The organism is Streptomyces sp. RKAG290 (assembly GCF_023701695.1).
Taxonomy (GTDB): Bacteria; Actinomycetota; Actinomycetes; order Streptomycetales; family Streptomycetaceae; genus Streptomyces.
Genome location: NZ_JAJOZC010000001.1, coordinates 5,406,951 through 5,421,906 on the forward strand (window position 1 = coordinate 5,406,951; position 14,956 = coordinate 5,421,906).

The window sequence follows — 14,956 nt, forward strand, 5'->3', positions numbered from 1 at the left end:
GAGGGCGGGGCCGGGCGGTCAGTCCGCCCGCGGGTAGCCGATCAGGTGCAGCCGTTCCTTCTCGTCCGTCCAGCGGAACAGGCCGATCCCCTCCGCGCCCTCCGCGCCCGGCACCCGCACGTTCGGGGGCAGCACGTCCGTCGTCCCGGCGACGACCTCGACCTCGATCGGGAAGCCGCGGCCGGCCAGCACGTCCGCCGCGTTGCGCACGCTCGTCGCCCCGTACGCCGTCCCGTCGTCGTTCACGGACGCCAGCGTCAGCGACTTCGCGCCCGCGCTGTCCTCGAAGCAGAAGCCCTTCCTGGCGCTCAGGTCGTACGCGAGGTTCCCGGCCACCAGGTAGTTGCCCGACTGCGAGACGACCGCCTGCGGGTACTGGCCCGGCTCGATCGCGGGTTTGTGGCACTGCACCGAGACCAGCGGCTTGCCCGTCTCCGCGCTGTGCACCGTCCACAGGTCATGGGTCGCGGCACGCTTCGCCCCCTTGGCGAGCTTCCACTTCGCCAGCACCACCCCCGGGGCCACGGACGTCGGGACACCGCTCTGCCGGTCGGCGCCCTTGGGCGCGACATCGCGGCTGAACCAGCCGCCCTGTACCCAGAACTCCCGTGCGCCGCTGACCAGCAGCCCCTTCGAGGTCAGTCCGCGCACCTCGGTGAGCTGCCGGCAGGACGCGCAGCCCTTGGGGTACTTCAACGCCTTGGCGGGCACCTTGGTGATCCTGCCGGACTCCGGATCCACCACCACGCTGTCGGCCCGGCCGTCACTGATCAGGATGCCGGGACCCGTGCCGGTGACGGTCGGCACCGAGTTCCACGGCACCTCGACGCGCTGACGGGCGCCGTCCTCCACCGAGTACACGTCGAGGGAGATGATCGTGTCGGCGGGAGTCAGCGCGTTCTCGCCGATCTTCCCGTACGACCAGGTCACGAAGTACTCCTGGTCGTCCGTGGTGACCGTGAGCAGCCTGGGGAAGTGCGTGGCCGCCGGCGGCCGCCAGTTCTCCCCGCTCCAGCCCGACCGCCCGGTCTCCGAGTCGATGGTCCGCAGCCGGTACTGGTTGCCGGCCGCCCGCACCAGATAGGCCAGCCGCCCGGTCGTCCGGGAGACCGCGTAGTCGGGCGAGGTGCCGATGAGCTCCCAGCCGCGCTGTGTCGTGTACGCGGAAGGGACGGGCAGCTGCGTCGCCGGACCCGTGTTCTTCACCGGCTTCTTCGCCTTGCCGTCGACCTTGCCGCCACCGCCCCCGCAGGTGGCCAGCAAGAGCAGCAGAGCGAGCACCAGCAACCCGGCGACCAGGGTCAGCCGCACGATCCGCTGCCGCACGCTCCCCCCGGAAACCAGAGTCAGGTGCCCGAACTTCTGTCTCATGGTCCCCCGATGAGCATTTCCCGACCTCGCGCCGGTCAGCGTAGCAACTGGTCCGTCGCTCTCCGCAGTTCGGTTCGGTCGCCGTTCTGTCCCGGTTCCGCACGGAGAACGGGCCCGGTCGGGTCCGCCTACAATTCCGTCGGTGAACGTCACCCTCCCCACCGCGGACGCCCTGCGCGCGGCACTGGCCGGACTCCTCGACGGGCTCCCGCCCAAGAAGGCGGCCCAGGCCGTCGACCGGCTCATCGCCAGCTACCGGGGGACCACTCCCACCGACGTCCCGGTGCTCCGCGACCGCTCGGACGTCGCCGCGTACGCCGCGTACCGGATGCCCGCGACCTTCGAAGCGGTACGGTCCGCCCTGCACGCCCTGCGCGAGGCCGCGCCGGACTGGGTGCCCGCCACGCACACCGACATCGGCGGCGGCACCGGATCGGCGAGCTGGGCGGTCGCCGGGGCGTGGGAGGGGCCACGCACCACCGTGCTGGACTGGGCCGAACCCGCGCTGGCCCTCGGCCGCGAACTGGCCGAGGCCTCCGGCAACCCGGCACTGGGCTCCGTGCAGTGGCAGCGGGCCCGGATCGGCACGGACCTCGACCTCGCCGCCACGGACCTGGTGACCGTCTCCTACGTGCTCAACGAGCTGACGCCGCAGGCCCGCACCGCACTCGTCGACGCCGCGGCCGAAGCGGCCCAGGCCGTGGTGATCGTCGAACCCGGCACCCCCGACGGCTACGCCCGGGTCATCGAGGCCCGGGACCGGCTGATCGCGGCGGGGTTCGGCGTCGCCGCGCCCTGCCCGCACAGCGACGCCTGCCCCATCGAGCCGGGCACGGACTGGTGCCACTTCTCGGCCCGGGTCAGCCGCTCCTCGCTGCACCGGAAGGTGAAGGGCGGCTCGCTGCCGTACGAGGACGAGAAGTTCAGCTACGTCGTCGCCACCCGGTTCGCCACGCAGCCCGTCGGCGCCCGGGTCACCCGCAGGCCGCAGATCCGCAAGGGGCAGGTGCTCCTGGAGCTGTGCACCCGGGACGAGGCCCTGCAACGGGCCACGGTCACCAAGCGGCACGGCGAGCTGTACCGCGCCGCCCGGGACACCGACTGGGGCGACGCCTGGCCACCCCCGAGGACGCGGGCTAGCCGGTTCCGCGTCCGGATCGTGCCCGGCCCGAGGGCCGAGCACGATCCGGACGACAGAACCCGGCATGATCCAGACGAGAGGCCCTAGCGCAGCTCCTGGGTGCAGCACTTCACGCTGCCGCCGCCCTTGAGCAGCTCGCTCAGGTCCATCGGCACCGGTTCGAAACCGCGCGCCCGCAGCGGGTCGAAGAGCCCCGTGGCGGCCTGCGGCAGCAGCACATGGCGCCCGTCACTCACCGCGTTCAGTCCGAGGGCCGCGGCGTCCGCCTCGTCGGCGATCAGCGCGTCCGGGAACAGACCGGCCAGGACCGCGCGGCTGCCCGGTGAGAAGGCGGGCGGGTAGTACATGATCTCGTCGGCCGACTCGTCCAGCACGCTCAGCGCCGTATCCAGGTGGTAGTAACGCGGATCGACCAGATCAAGACCGATCACCGCCCGCCCGAAGAACTCCTGCGCCTCACCGTGCGAGAGGGGACTCGACCGGAAGCCGTGCCCGGCGAGCAGGTACGAGGAGGTCACCGCGAAGTCGCCCTCGCCCTCGTTGACGTGCGCGGGCTCATGGATCTCGGTGAAGCCGTGGTCGCGGAACCAGTCGCGGTGGGCCTCCGCCTCGGCGAACCGCTCCTCGTAGGCGAAGCGCGCGCCCAGCACCCGGCCGTCGACGACGGTGGCCCCGTTGGCGGCGAAGACCATGTCGGGCAGGTCGGGGCGGGGCGTGAGCAGCTCGACGGTGTGGCCGAGGGAGCGGTAGCGGTCGCGCAGGTCCTCCCACTGGGTCTGCGCCAGCGGAAGGTCGACGGGCTTGGTGGGGTCCATCCACGGGTTGATGGAATACGTCACCCTGAAGTGGGCCGGGGCGCACATCAGGTAGCGGCGGGGTGTGGCTTCACGAGGCAATGAGGGCTCCTCACGAATCGTCGCGACGGCGTTGGTGGGCCGTCGCGGCCGGTGCGTCGCACGGGTGTGTGCGTGAGCCCATGGTGCGCTGTCCGGGGCCCGCCGCACAGTGAACCGATCGGGTGGTTCCGACGAGCCGGTGAGACGATACGTATCGGTTCATCCCGCTGCTACATTGGCCGGCATGGCAGAGAACCGGCCCCCCGACTCCAGTCGACGCAGCGAGCGCTCCCGCCGCGCGATCTACGACGCGGCGCTGGGCCTGGTCGGCGAGGTGGGCTACGGGAAGACGACCATCGAGGCCATCGCGGCCCGCGCGGGCGTCGGGAAGCAGACGATCTACCGCTGGTGGCCCTCCAGGGCGGCCGTGCTCCTGGAGGCGTTCATCGACCTCGGGAACCGGGCGGCGCAGGACGCGGGGGAGCCGGCCGCCGGGTTCCCGGACACCGGGGACCTCGCCGCCGACCTCAAGCTCGTCCTGCGGGCCACGGTGGACGAGCTGAACGACCCGGCCTTCGAGGCGCCGACCCGCGCCCTCGCCGCCGAGGGGATCGTCGATCCGGAGCTGGGCGCCCAATTCGTCCGGAAGCTGCTCGATCCCTCGCTCCAGCTCTACGTCACCCGGCTGCGGGCCGCGCAGGAGGCGGGGCAGGTGCGGGCCGGCATCGACCCCAGGATCGCCCTGGAACTCCTCGTCGCCCCGCTCACCCACCGCTGGCTGCTGCGGACCCTGCCGCTCACCCACGCGTACGCGGACGCGATCGTCGACTACGCCCTGCACGGCCTCGCAACTCCGTGAAGCGCATCCGTCATTTCGTGACAAGAGGTGCGATAGTGCTCACCTCATGGCACCGGCCTCCGCACCCCGCTTCCCGACTCTGGCCACCCGAGGCGCAGGATGGTGGGACCATAGGCAGGGGCAACGCTGAGGTAAGGGGTTAGATGGGCGCCGATTTCGGCCGTAGTCGCGGCTCAGAGAGCAAGTTTTCCCACTGGCTGCGCCGACGACCCAAAGCGCAGCAGAGCGAGGTCGACGAGACCGCACGGGAGGCACTGCTCCTGGCTGTCGCCGAGGCCGGAATGCCGATCGCGCCCGCTGCCCATCCGCTCGGCTACAGATGTTCGTGCGAGCGCATGGGCTGTCCCACCCCGGCCAGACACCCGATCTCGTTCGCCTGGCAGACGCAGTCCACCACGGACCGCGCCCAGATCGAGCGCTGGGCCCGCAGCCAGCCGCAGGCCAACTTCATCACGGCGACCGGCATGATCCACGACGTTCTCGACGTCCCGCTCTCGGCGGGTACGCAGGCGCTCGAGCGGCTGCTCGCGGCCGGCATCGAGGTGGGCCCGGTGGCCCGCTCCGGCGAGGACCGGATGCTCTTCTTCACCGCGACGCGGGGTACGCCGGAGGACGAGGACGAGTGGTGGCCGTGCGAGCTGGACTGCCACCCCGAGACGATGGACGAGCACCCCGGACTGCGCTGGCACTGCCGCGGCAGCTATGTGCTGCTGCCGCCCGCGCGGCTGCCGGGTGAGCTGGATGTGCGGTGGGTGCGGGGGCCGGAGCATCCGCTGCCGGATCCGCTCACGTTGCTGGAGACGCTGACGGAGGCGTGTGCGCGGTTCGTCGGCTCTGCGGAGCAGAGTGATGTCGACCACGAGTCGGTGGCTTGGCCGCTGAGCCGGTAGGCGGTGGCCTGGTGGGGGCGGCGCGGCGGGTGCGGGTGCCGGGGCGTCCGGCGGTCCGGTTGTCCTCAAGCGCCGGACGGGCTGATGGGTGCCCTCAATCGCCGGGCGGGCTTGATTTGGCTCGGGCGGGCTGGTGGGTGCCCTCAATCGCCGGGCGGGCTTGATCTGGGTCAGGAGCCCTTTGCTGAGGTCAGGCCCGGGAGGCGGTTCAGTACGATCACCTTGCCTGTTCCCGTGCCCTTCTTCGGGACGTACACCAGCTGGCTGGAGACCCGTTCCTTTGTGAGGGTGCTCTTCACCTCGCCGCTCAGCAGCGCCCGTACGTCCGGGGCGACCGTGGGATGCAGTCCCTTCGCCGCCGTCTGCCGTTCGAAGTGCTTGCTGCTGAAGAAGACCAGCGCCCCGCCGTCCTGCGTCCGCAGGCCGAGCGGGCCGAACGCGCCGTTGTTCAGCGGCTGGTCGATGTACTGGTACGAGAACCCCGCACGCCGGGTGTTCAGGCGTGCCGTGCGCCACAGCGAGGTGGCCGATCCCGGGGCGAAGACGTCCGGGACGCCCTTTTGCAGGTACCCCGTGTACTGCTTGCCCAAGTCCTGCGGAGCCACCACCAGTCCGGCGCTGTGCGCCGGCACCGGCTCGGCCCGGCCGTCGCCGTCCTTCGCGAATTCGGGCAGCCGCGACGGGGCGACGACCGCGAGGTAGGTGGCCTTCCATCCGGCGCCGGAACCGGACTTGACGAAGACGAGCAGCCAGCGGGTGTCCTGCTTCCCGCCGTCCTGGTCGCGGTTGGAGTCCGTGTCGGCGACGAACCACCTCGGCCAGCCCGCCTTCTTGGGGATGACGTAGTTCGCGTCGGTCAGCTCCAGCGAGCGGTGGTTCGCGTTGCCGTCCGGGTTGTTCTTCTGCCGCGCCTTCAGACCCGCCTGGTTGATCGCGCCGAGCGAGCCGCCGACCCGGTCCTCGTCCAGCGCCGGGTCGTACGCCTTGTCCGCGGCGTTGTACGCGGCGGTGAAGTCCTCCAGGGCCTGCGCGGCCTCAGACCTCGTCGCCGCCGGCACGACTTCCAGCTCGCCGTGCACCGTCACGCACCCGCTCGCCGTCATGCTCAGCACCGTCGCCGCCGCGAGCCCCGTCGCCAGCCGAACCGGCCTCAGACTTCTCATCCGTTGCTTTCTGCGCCTTCTGATCCGTCGCCCCCACTGACCGTGCGAACCCTACCGGGGCGAGGAACAGCGCGAGCGTGGGGATCAGATACAGCGCCCACACCGTGACCTGAAGAACGGTCGGATCGGGCTGGAAGTTGAAGGTGCCCTTGAGCAGCGTGCCGTACCAGCTGTCCGGCGGGATCGTGGCGCTGATGTCGAACGCCCGGTTCTGCAGACCGCCGAGGAACTCGGCCTCCTGCAGGTCGTGCACGCCGTAGGCGAGCACACCGGCCGCGACGACCACCAGCATGCCGCCGGTCCAGGAGAAGAACTTCGCCAGGTTGATCCGCAGCGCACCGCGGTAGAACAGCCAGCCCAGCACGACCGCCGCGACGATACCCAGCACCGCACCGATCATCGGGTGCCAGCCGTCGTCCGCCGCGTGCACCGCACGCCACACGAACAGCGAGGTCTCCAGGCCCTCCCGGCCCACCGCGAGGAGCGAGGTGGCGACCAGTGCGCCGGTGCCCATCGCGAGCGCCGCGTCGAGCTTGCCGTGCAGCTCCGCCTTCAGGTGCCGCGCGGTGCGCCGCATCCAGAAGACCATCCAGGTGACCAGACCGACCGAGACGATCGACAGCGAACCGCCCAGCGCCTCCTGCGCCTTGAACGTCATCTCCTGCGAGCCGAACTCGAGCCCCGCGCCGAACGCCAGGCTGACCACGATCGCGACGCCGACACCGACCCAGATCGGCAGCAGCCTGTTCCGGTTGCCGGTCTTGACCAGATAGGCGATGAGAATGCAGACGACCAGGCTGGCCTCAAGGCCCTCGCGCAGGCCGATCAAGAAGTTGCTGAACACGTTTCGGTTCCCTTTCCGCTGGGGGGCACGTAAGAGGCCTACGAGAACAGCGCCCGGCCCCACCAGTCGTCCGTGTCGCGGACGCCCGGCGGGACGGCGAAGTGCGCCGAACCCACGTGCTGGATGTACTCGTTGAGTGCGTCGTGTGCCGCCAGGCGCCGCTGGAGCGGTACGAACGCCTTGCGGGTGTCGCGCTGGTACGCGAGGAAGAACAGCCCGGCGTCCAGGCGGCCCAGGCCGTCCGTGCCGTCGGTGAAGGAGTAGCCGCGCCGCAGGATGGTCGCCCCGGCGTTGCTGTCCGGGTGCGCGAGCCGCACGTGCGCGGTCGGCAGCATCGCCTTCAGGAACGGCTCGTCGCGCTCCTTCGCCTTGCCGACCGGCGCGCCCTCGCCCTTGTCGCGGCCGAAGACGTCCTCCTGCTCCTGCAGTCCGGTCCGGTCCCAGGTCTCGATGTGCATCCGGATGCGCCGGGCCACCAGGTAGGAGCCGCCGGTCATCCAGTCCGCCCGGTCCTGCGCGCCGACCCAGACGTGCTTGTCCAGCGCCGCGGTGTCGGTACCGGAGATGTTCCGGGTGCCGTCCTTGAAGCCCATCATGTTGCGGGGGGTCTGCGCGCCGGGCGTCGTCGAGGACGTCTTGCCGAAGCCCAGCTGCGACCAGCGGATCGCGGTGCGGCCCATGCCGATCCTGGCCAGGTTGCGGATGGCGTGCACCGCCACCTGCGGGTCGTCCGCGCAGGCCTGCACGCACAGGTCGCCGCCGCTGCGGGCCGCGTCGAGGTTGTCGCCGGGGAACTTCGGCAGGTCGACGAGCGCGTCGGGCCGCCGGTCCTCCAGACCGAACCGGCCCTTGGCGAACAGCGAGGGACCGAAGCCGATCGTCAGCGTCAGCCGGGACGGCTTGAGCCCCAGCGCCTCGCCCGTGTCGTCCGGCGGGGCCTCGGCCAGGCCCCCGTACGCCCCGTCGCCGACCGCGTGACCGGCCGTCATCCGCTCGGCGGCCCGGGTCCACTCCTTGAGCAGCGAGATCAGCTCGGCCCGGTCCTTCGTCGTCACGTCGAACGCGGCGAAGTGCAGCCTGTCCTGGACGGCGGTGGAGATACCGGCCTGGTGCGCACCGTGGAAGGGCACCGCGGCGCCGCTGTCCGCGGCCGCCACCGGGGTGTCCCGGAGCGCGTCGCGACGACGGCGCCACCCGCCGCCGCAGCGCCGAGTGCCAGTCCGGCGCCGCCCCAGCCGAGCAGCGCCCGCCGGGAAGGGGCGCCGCCGGGACCCGTGGCGGCCGGGGCGCCGGAAGCCGGCCCCTCGGCCGTTGCGTCGCCGGCGGCCGTGTTCTGCGTCTCCTCGGACATCCCCGGAGCCCTTCCCCGACTCGTTACTTGGTCACCGCGGCGGCGAGCCTGGAGAGCGGCTCGGCCAGTGCGTTGACCGCGTCCGACAGGTCCTTGCGGTCCGCCTTGCCGACCTTCTCGTACGAGGTGAACTCGTAGGAGGTGGTGTCCTTGCGGTAGGTGTCCAGCAGCTTGTTCAGCTCGCCGAACCGCTTGTCCAGGGTGGCGGACAGGGCCGCGTCGTTCTTCGACGCGATCGGCTTCAGCAGCTCGTAGGACTTCTCCGCGCCCTCGACGTTGGCCTTGAAGTCGACCAGGTCGGTGTGGCTGTAGCGCTCTTCCTCGCCGGTCACCTTGCCGGTCGCGACCTCGTCGAGGAGCTCCTTGGCGCCGTTGGCCATCGACGTCGGGGTGATCTCCGCCGTGCCGACCCGCTTCTGCCAGTCGAGCAGGTCCTTGTAGAGGGTCGGGGCGAGGGCCTTCTCCTCGGCACCGAGCTTCTTGTCCTGCCACAGCGCCTTCTCCAGGCGGTGCCAGCCGGTCCACTTCTGGCCGTCCTCCAGGCCGTCGGCCCGGACGTCGACCTTCGGGTCGATGTCACCGAAGGACTCGGCGACGGGCTCGGTGCGCTCCCAGCCGAGGCGGGAGCCGGCGTAGATCTTCTTGGCGGCGTCGAGGTCCCCGGCGGCGACGGCGTCGCTGAAGAGCTTGGCCTTCGGCAGCGTCTCGTCGGCCTGCTCCTGGACGTAGGTGCGGTAGGCGGCGACGGCCTTGTCCATCTCGGGGCTGCGCTTGGCCGCGGAGCCCCCGGTGACCTGGAGCTTCTGCCGGATGCCGTGGCCCTTCATGCCGGGCTTGCAGGCGATCTCGTACGAACCGGCCTTGATCTCCGCCGTGATGGTGGCCTTGGTGCCGGGGCCGATGTTCTCGCGCTCGGCGACGATGCGGTCGTCCGGGAACAGGACGTAGACCTCGGTGACCTTCGCCCCCTTGTTCTGCACGGCCAGCTCGACGTGCCCGGCCGGCAGCTTCTTCTTCGACACGGTGCAGGAGTCGTCCTTGGCGACGACCTGGACGGCGCCGTCACCCTTGCCGTCGCTCTTCTCGGCGCAGCCCGTGACGGCGGTCAGAGCGGCCACGGTGGCGGCAGCGGTGACGACGGAGAAACGAACGGCTCGCATACGGGCTCCACATGAAGATGAAGGAGAAGAAGAGGAAGGCTGGACAAGGGCAGGTGAGGCGGACCTAACTTAACCGAGCCTTACCTGACCGGCGCCCACTTATGCAGTGATTCAGCTCTCACTGCGCGAGGGCGGGAACGGGATGATCACGACCGACCCACGGGCGAGCCCGGAAAAGGTAAAGCGGTGGTCAAGCGGTCCGGTCGGGTACGACGAGCGGCACCCCGGTGCGTGGGTGCGGGAACACCTCGACCTGCTGCCGGTAGACCGAGCTGAGCAGCGGAGCCGTGAACACCTCGGCCGGCGGCCCCGCCACCGCGAGCCGGCCGTCCCGCAGCACGGCGGCCCGGTCCGCGTACGCGGCCGCCAGACCCAGATCGTGCAGGACGACGACGACCGCGTCACCGGCGGCGGCCCGCTCCCGGCAGATCCGCAGCACCAGTTCCTGGTGGCGCAGGTCGAGCGCGGCGGTCGGCTCGTCGAGCAGCAGCAGCGGAGCGCGCTGAGCCAGTGCCCGGGCCAGCGCGACCCGGGCCCGCTCGCCGCCGGACAGCGCGCAGAAGGGGCGCGCGGCGAACTCGGTGACCTCGGTGGCCGCCATCGCCGTCCGGACCGCCGCCTCGTCCTCCTCCGCCCGCTCCGTGCCGGCCCAGGGCGCCCGCCCCATCCGTACGACGTCCTCCACCGGGAAGAGGAAGGAGAGCGCCGCGGACTGCGGCAGCACGGCCCGGCGCAACGCCAGTTCGGGCGCGGACCAGTCGGTGACCGGCCGCCCGCCGATCAGTACCGCACCGCTGTCGGCGGGCAGATCGGCGGCCAGCGCGGCCAGCAGTGTCGACTTCCCGGCCCCGTTCGGGCCGACGAGCGCCAGCACCTCGCCCGCGTGCACCGTCAGTTCGATGGAGTCGAGCACCTGCCGCCCGCCCAGCCGGACCCGCAGCCCGTGCGCCTCGGCGACCGGGGTGCCGGGGGAGACGGGGACGGGCAGCTGCCGGTGGCGGGCCGTAAAGGTATTGCGCAAGGCCCTCATGCCCAGCCCCTTGCCTGCGACGGGTCCTGCGCAGCAGCCAGAAGAAGAACGGACTGCCGAAGAGTGCGGTGAGCACGCCGAGCGGCAGCTCGGCAGGATCGGCGACGGTACGGGCCGCGAGATCGCCCGCGACGAGCACCAGCGCGCCGCCGAGCGCACTGCCGGGGACCAGGAAGCGGTGGCCGGATCCGTTCGCCATCCGCAGCAGGTGCGGCACCAGCAGCCCCACGAACGAGATGATCCCGGCGACCGCCACCGCTGCGGCGGTCAGCAGGGCCACGAGGAGCACCAGCACGATGCGGAGCCGCTCGACGTCGACGCCGAGGTGGCGGGCGGGCCGCTCGCCGAGAGCGAGCAGGTCGAGCCTGCGTGCGTGCAGCGGCGCGAGGACGAGTCCGAGCACCGCGCACGGCAGCACGGCCAGCACCTTGGGCCAGGTGGCCTGGGCCAGCGAACCGAGCTGCCAGAAGGTGATCTGGGTGATCTGCGCGTTGTCGGCGAAGAAGATGAACAGGCCGATCAGCGCGCCCGCGAGTACGTCACCGGCCCGATCGGCCAGGGGAAATGGACCCTGGCCGACGGCGCCCGGGACGGCGGCGCGCTCTTCCGCTTCCCGAAGGGCCGGGGCACGTACGACCCGAAGAGGCAGACCCTGGCCGCGGACTTCGCCGGGAGTGTCCGCTTCAGCGGGGCCGGTGACCTCGATCTGACGCTGTCCCGGTTCGCGGTCGGGCTGAAAGCCGGCAAGGGCACGCTGAGCGCCGACGTCCTGAGGGACGGCGCCACCCGCAAGGCCGTCCCGCTCGTCGCCTTCGCCGCCAAGAACTTCGTGCCGAAGAGCGGCCTCGCCGTCCTCACGGAAGTCCCCGCCACCCTGACCACCGACGGCGCCAAGGCCTTCGGCTCCCTCTACAAGACCGGCACCGCGATGGACCCCCTCTCGCTCGCCGTGGCCGTCGACGCGAAGGCACAACTGCCCGCGCTCCCCGACCTGGGCAGCGATCCCGGTGCTTCGGCGCAGCCCTCGGACACCCCGGGCCGAAGACCGCGAAGACCCCGAAGGCCACGGAGGCCGTGGCGGACGAGGGCTCCCCGGCCGGGCTGTACCTCGCTCTCGGCGGGGCGGGTCTGCTCGCCGCGGTGGCGACCGGCGTGCTGTTCCTGGTGCGCCGCAACCGCTCGACGCCGGACAGCCCCTCCTGACCCCCCTCGCTCATCCCCTTCCCGCACCACCCCCGTTCGTACCTGTTCATCCTGAGGAGACCACCGACCATGTCAGCCACCAGCCGCCCCATAGCCCTCGCCGCAGCCGTCGCCACCGCAGCCGTCGCCACCGCAGCCGCCCTCGGAGCCGCCTTCGCCCTCCCGGCTTTCGCGGCCGGCCAGTTGGACCAGGACGGCGCCACCGCGGCCGCCCTGGCCATGGAGCTGAAGGACGGCACGCTGGACTGGGGCTTCAAGGAGTCCTTCCGCAAGTACATCGGCGCCGCCGGCAAGATCACGGTCAAGGACGGCGCCACCCAGGCCGACGGCAACGGTGTGTTCACCTTCGTCCACGGCAAGGGCACGTACGACACGGCCACCCACGGCACCGACACGGCCTTCGAGGGCGGCGTCAACTTCTCGGCCCACCGCGGCGTTCTCGACATCACGCTCTCGGACGTCAAGCTCTCCACCGCGGGCAAGGGCGGCGCGATCACCGCCGATGTGGCGACCCCGCAGGGCACGCAGAACGACGTGGCGGTCGCGGCCCTCGACCTGTCGGCCGTGCAGCCGGGCCAGGGCGCGGGCGGGGCGATGGTCTTCAAGGACATCCCCGCGAAGCTGACGAAGGCGGGCTCCGAGGCTTTCAACGGCCAGTACAAGGAAGGCGAGGTGCTCGATCCCGCGACGCTCACGGTGAAGGCCGTCGCGGCCCCGACCGGAAAGCCGACGGACAAGCCCACCGGCAAGCCGACGGAGAAGCCGACCACCAAGCCGACCACCAAGCCGACGGAGAAGCCGACCTCGAAGCCCTCCCCGACCGCCACCGTCACCCCGACCGCCACCGACAAGCCCGCCGCCGATCCGGGCGCGATCGTCGACGGCACCCTGGACTGGGGCGTCAAGGCCTCCTTCCGCACCTACGTCACCGGCCCCATCGCCCACGGCAAGGTCGAGACGACGGGCGGCGCGACCGCGTCCGGCGACGGCTACCGCTTCCCCGGCGCCACCGGCCACTTCGACGCCGGCAAGAAGACCCTCGACGCCGACTTCGACGGCAAGGTCCGCTTCCTGGGCCACGAGGAGGACGGCGCGTACACCCTCGACCTGTCCCTGACCCACCTGGAGATCCAGGCGGACGGGACCAAGGGCAAGCTGATCGCCGACGTGTCCACCAAGGACCGCGAGACGAAGAAGGCCGCCACCTACCCCGGCCTGGCCGTCGCCGACCTGAAGCTGCCCGCCGGCGGACTCACTGCCGCGGACGGCGTGGTGACTCTCTCCGCCGTGCCGGCGACCCTCACCGCCGACGGCACCAAGGCGTTCGGCGGGATGTACCGGGCGGGTGAGCAGCTCGACGCGCTGACCGTCGCGGTGGCCCTGGACAAGGACGCCGAACTCCCGTCCGGCGAGGGCACGACCGGCGGCTCGTCCGCCACGGGCGGTTCGGCCACCGGCCCCACCGTGGGCGGTGGCACGGTCGGCGGCTCGGGCGCCCTCGCCGCCACGGGGTCCGACCTGCCGTCCGGCGCGCTGTTCGCCGCCTCGGGTGTCATCGTGGCGGCCGGCGCGGGAGCGGTCACCGTGGCCCGTCGCCGCCGCACCGTCTGATCCCTGCCGCACCGCGCGACACCACCGCCCGGGATACCGGCCCCGTCACGGGGCAGGGCCCGGGCGGTGCTTGAATGCGGACGTGAGTGACTACGACGTACCCGCCGGCATCGACGTACTGCGCGTGTTCTGCGGCCCCGACGGCCGGCACGGCAACGCCCTCGGAGTCGTACGCGACGGGCGCGACCACCCCGATGAGGCGTCCCGGCAGGAGCTCGCCCGACAACTCGGCTTCAGCGAGACCGTGTTCGTGGACGATCCGGAACGCGGGCACCTGGAGATCTACACCCCGGGACTCCGGCTGCGGTTCGCCGGGCATCCGCTGGTCGGCGCCGCCTGGCTGCTCGACCTGGAGATCCTGGAGCTTCCGGTGGGGGACGTCTTCGCCCGTCAGGACGGGGAGTTCAGCTGGATCACCGCGCGCCCGGAGTGGGTCCCGCCGCGCACCCTGGAGCGGTACGGCTCGGTGGCCGAGGTCGAGGCCCTGACCGGTCCGCCGCCCGGTGAGGGCTGGCTCTACGTCTGGGCGTGGGAGGACGAGGCCGCGGGCCGGGTCAGGGCGCGCGCGTTCCCGCGCAGGGACGACGGCATCGTCGAGGACGAGGCGACGGGAGCGGCCGCGCTGCTGCTCAGCACCCAGCTGGGCCGGGCCCTGAACATCAGGCAAGGGCGCGGCTCCCAGATCCTCACCGCACCCGCGCCGGACGGCACGGTGGAGGTCGGCGGCCGCGTCCTGCTCGCACATTCGGGCCCGTCCGGCGGCTGAGGGGACGACGACGCGGCGGGGCGGCCCGCACCGGGCCGCCCCGCCGTCGTTGCCCACAGGCTCACGCGCTGAGCGGGAAGACCTCACCCAGCTCCCGGAACACCGCGGTGTTCAGCGCGAACGCACGCTTGCACTCGTCCACGATCCGCTGCTTCTCCAGGTCGTCCGCGTTCACCGCGTCCAGCAGCTCGCGATATCCCCGCTTGAACGAGGCGGGGTTGGCGATCCCCTCGAAGACGTAGAACCGCACCCCGTCGCCCTTGCGCGCGAAGCCCCACGTCTTCTCGGCCTTGTCGCGGATGATCTGGCCGCCCGACAGGTCGCCCAGGTAGCGGGTGTAGTGGTGCGCGATGTAACCCGCGGGCCAGGTGCGGGCGCACTCGGCGACCCGCCCGGCGTACGCGGCCGTGGCCGGCAGCGGCTCCAGGCCCTCGCGCCAGTCCGCACCCCGCAGATGGGCGAGATCGCGTTCCAGTTCGGCGGTGCGCATCAGCTCGGGCTGTATGAACGGACCGGCCACCGGGTCGTTCCGCAGCGCCTGGGCACCGTCCTCCAGGGCCCGGTACACGAACCACAGCTGCTCGGTGTAGCGCGTGTAGGCGTCCACACCGAGGCGCCCGCCGAGCAGGTCGCTCATGAAGGTCGAGGTCTCCGCCTCGGTGTGCTGCTCGTGCGACGCGGTGCGGATCAGCGTGGAGAAGGGCGTGGCGGTGACGGTTGCGTCCAAGGCG

13 protein-coding genes and 2 pseudogenes are annotated in these 14,956 nt (G+C 71.7%); 6 read left to right on the plus strand and 9 right to left on the minus strand.

The window, feature by feature from the left end; genetic code table 11:
- Window positions 1-18 precede the first annotated feature (18 nt).
- Window positions 19-1,371: a hypothetical protein gene (locus tag LNW71_RS23840; RefSeq protein ID WP_250970091.1), complete on the minus strand. Its 1,353-nt coding sequence runs from the start codon at window positions 1,369-1,371 to the stop codon at window positions 19-21.
- Window positions 1,372-1,513: 142 nt separating this feature from the next.
- Between LNW71_RS23840 and LNW71_RS23845 the strand changes: the two genes are divergently transcribed.
- Entirely contained in the window at window positions 1,514-2,599 is a 1,086-nt protein-coding gene (locus LNW71_RS23845) for a small ribosomal subunit Rsm22 family protein (RefSeq protein WP_250970092.1), read from the plus strand.
- On the opposite strand, the gene ddaH is transcribed toward LNW71_RS23845, so the two are convergent.
- On the minus strand, window positions 2,596-3,408 hold the full coding sequence (gene ddaH, locus LNW71_RS23850; protein ID WP_250970093.1) for a dimethylargininase: 813 nt from the start codon (window positions 3,406-3,408) through the stop codon (window positions 2,596-2,598). The two genes, LNW71_RS23845 and ddaH, sit on opposite strands and share 4 nt — an antisense overlap.
- A gap of 184 nt (window positions 3,409-3,592) precedes the next feature.
- Here ddaH and LNW71_RS23855 point away from each other — a divergent pair, with 184 nt between their 5' ends.
- Both LNW71_RS23855 and LNW71_RS23860 read left to right on the plus strand, forming a co-directional pair.
- Entirely contained in the window at window positions 3,593-4,207 is a 615-nt protein-coding gene (locus tag LNW71_RS23855) for a TetR/AcrR family transcriptional regulator (RefSeq protein WP_250970094.1), read from the plus strand.
- A 143-nt stretch (window positions 4,208-4,350) separates the two neighbouring features.
- Window positions 4,351-5,097: a bifunctional DNA primase/polymerase gene (locus tag LNW71_RS23860; protein ID WP_250970095.1), complete on the plus strand. Its 747-nt coding sequence runs from the start codon at window positions 4,351-4,353 to the stop codon at window positions 5,095-5,097.
- Window positions 5,098-5,267: 170 nt separating this feature from the next.
- Here LNW71_RS23860 and LNW71_RS23865 read toward each other — a convergent pair whose 3' ends face one another.
- The 6 genes and pseudogenes from LNW71_RS23865 to LNW71_RS23890 all read right to left on the minus strand — a co-directional run.
- The gene (locus LNW71_RS23865; protein WP_250970096.1) at window positions 5,268-6,200 is read right to left on the minus strand and encodes a hypothetical protein; all 933 of its coding nucleotides are present in this window, start codon (window positions 6,198-6,200) and stop codon (window positions 5,268-5,270) included.
- A complete protein-coding gene (gene efeU, locus LNW71_RS23870) occupies window positions 6,133-7,104 on the minus strand; it encodes an iron uptake transporter permease EfeU (RefSeq protein WP_250970097.1) in 972 nt (323 codons plus the stop codon). The genes LNW71_RS23865 and efeU overlap by 68 nt, the downstream gene beginning before the upstream one ends.
- Before the next feature lie 38 nt (window positions 7,105-7,142).
- Window positions 7,143-8,455, minus strand: a pseudogene (gene efeB, locus LNW71_RS23875) (iron uptake transporter deferrochelatase/peroxidase subunit).
- Between the two features lie 23 nt (window positions 8,456-8,478).
- On the minus strand, window positions 8,479-9,615 hold the full coding sequence (efeO, locus tag LNW71_RS23880) for an iron uptake system protein EfeO (RefSeq protein ID WP_250970098.1): 1,137 nt from the start codon (window positions 9,613-9,615) through the stop codon (window positions 8,479-8,481).
- 190 nt (window positions 9,616-9,805) lie between these two features.
- A complete protein-coding gene (locus LNW71_RS23885) occupies window positions 9,806-10,645 on the minus strand; it encodes a heme ABC transporter ATP-binding protein (RefSeq protein ID WP_250970099.1) in 840 nt (279 codons plus the stop codon).
- 7 nt (window positions 10,646-10,652) lie between these two features.
- Window positions 10,653-11,192, minus strand: a pseudogene (locus LNW71_RS23890) (FecCD family ABC transporter permease); the annotation flags it as partial.
- A 24-nt stretch (window positions 11,193-11,216) separates the two neighbouring features.
- Between LNW71_RS23890 and LNW71_RS23895 the strand changes: the two are divergent.
- From LNW71_RS23895 to LNW71_RS23905, 3 genes are all read left to right on the plus strand, one after another.
- Entirely contained in the window at window positions 11,217-11,903 is a 687-nt protein-coding gene (locus LNW71_RS23895) for an HtaA domain-containing protein (RefSeq protein ID WP_374119535.1), read from the plus strand.
- Window positions 11,904-11,917: 14 nt separating this feature from the next.
- Complete coding sequence (locus LNW71_RS23900; protein ID WP_250970100.1) at window positions 11,918-13,459, plus strand: HtaA domain-containing protein; 1,542 nt, start codon at window positions 11,918-11,920, stop codon at window positions 13,457-13,459.
- A gap of 82 nt (window positions 13,460-13,541) precedes the next feature.
- A complete protein-coding gene (locus LNW71_RS23905; RefSeq protein WP_250970101.1) occupies window positions 13,542-14,225 on the plus strand; it encodes a PhzF family phenazine biosynthesis protein in 684 nt (227 codons plus the stop codon).
- Between the two features lie 61 nt (window positions 14,226-14,286).
- On the opposite strand, the gene LNW71_RS23910 is transcribed toward LNW71_RS23905, so the two are convergent.
- A complete protein-coding gene (locus LNW71_RS23910) occupies window positions 14,287-14,952 on the minus strand; it encodes a biliverdin-producing heme oxygenase (RefSeq protein WP_250970102.1) in 666 nt (221 codons plus the stop codon).
- Window positions 14,953-14,956 lie beyond the last annotated feature (4 nt).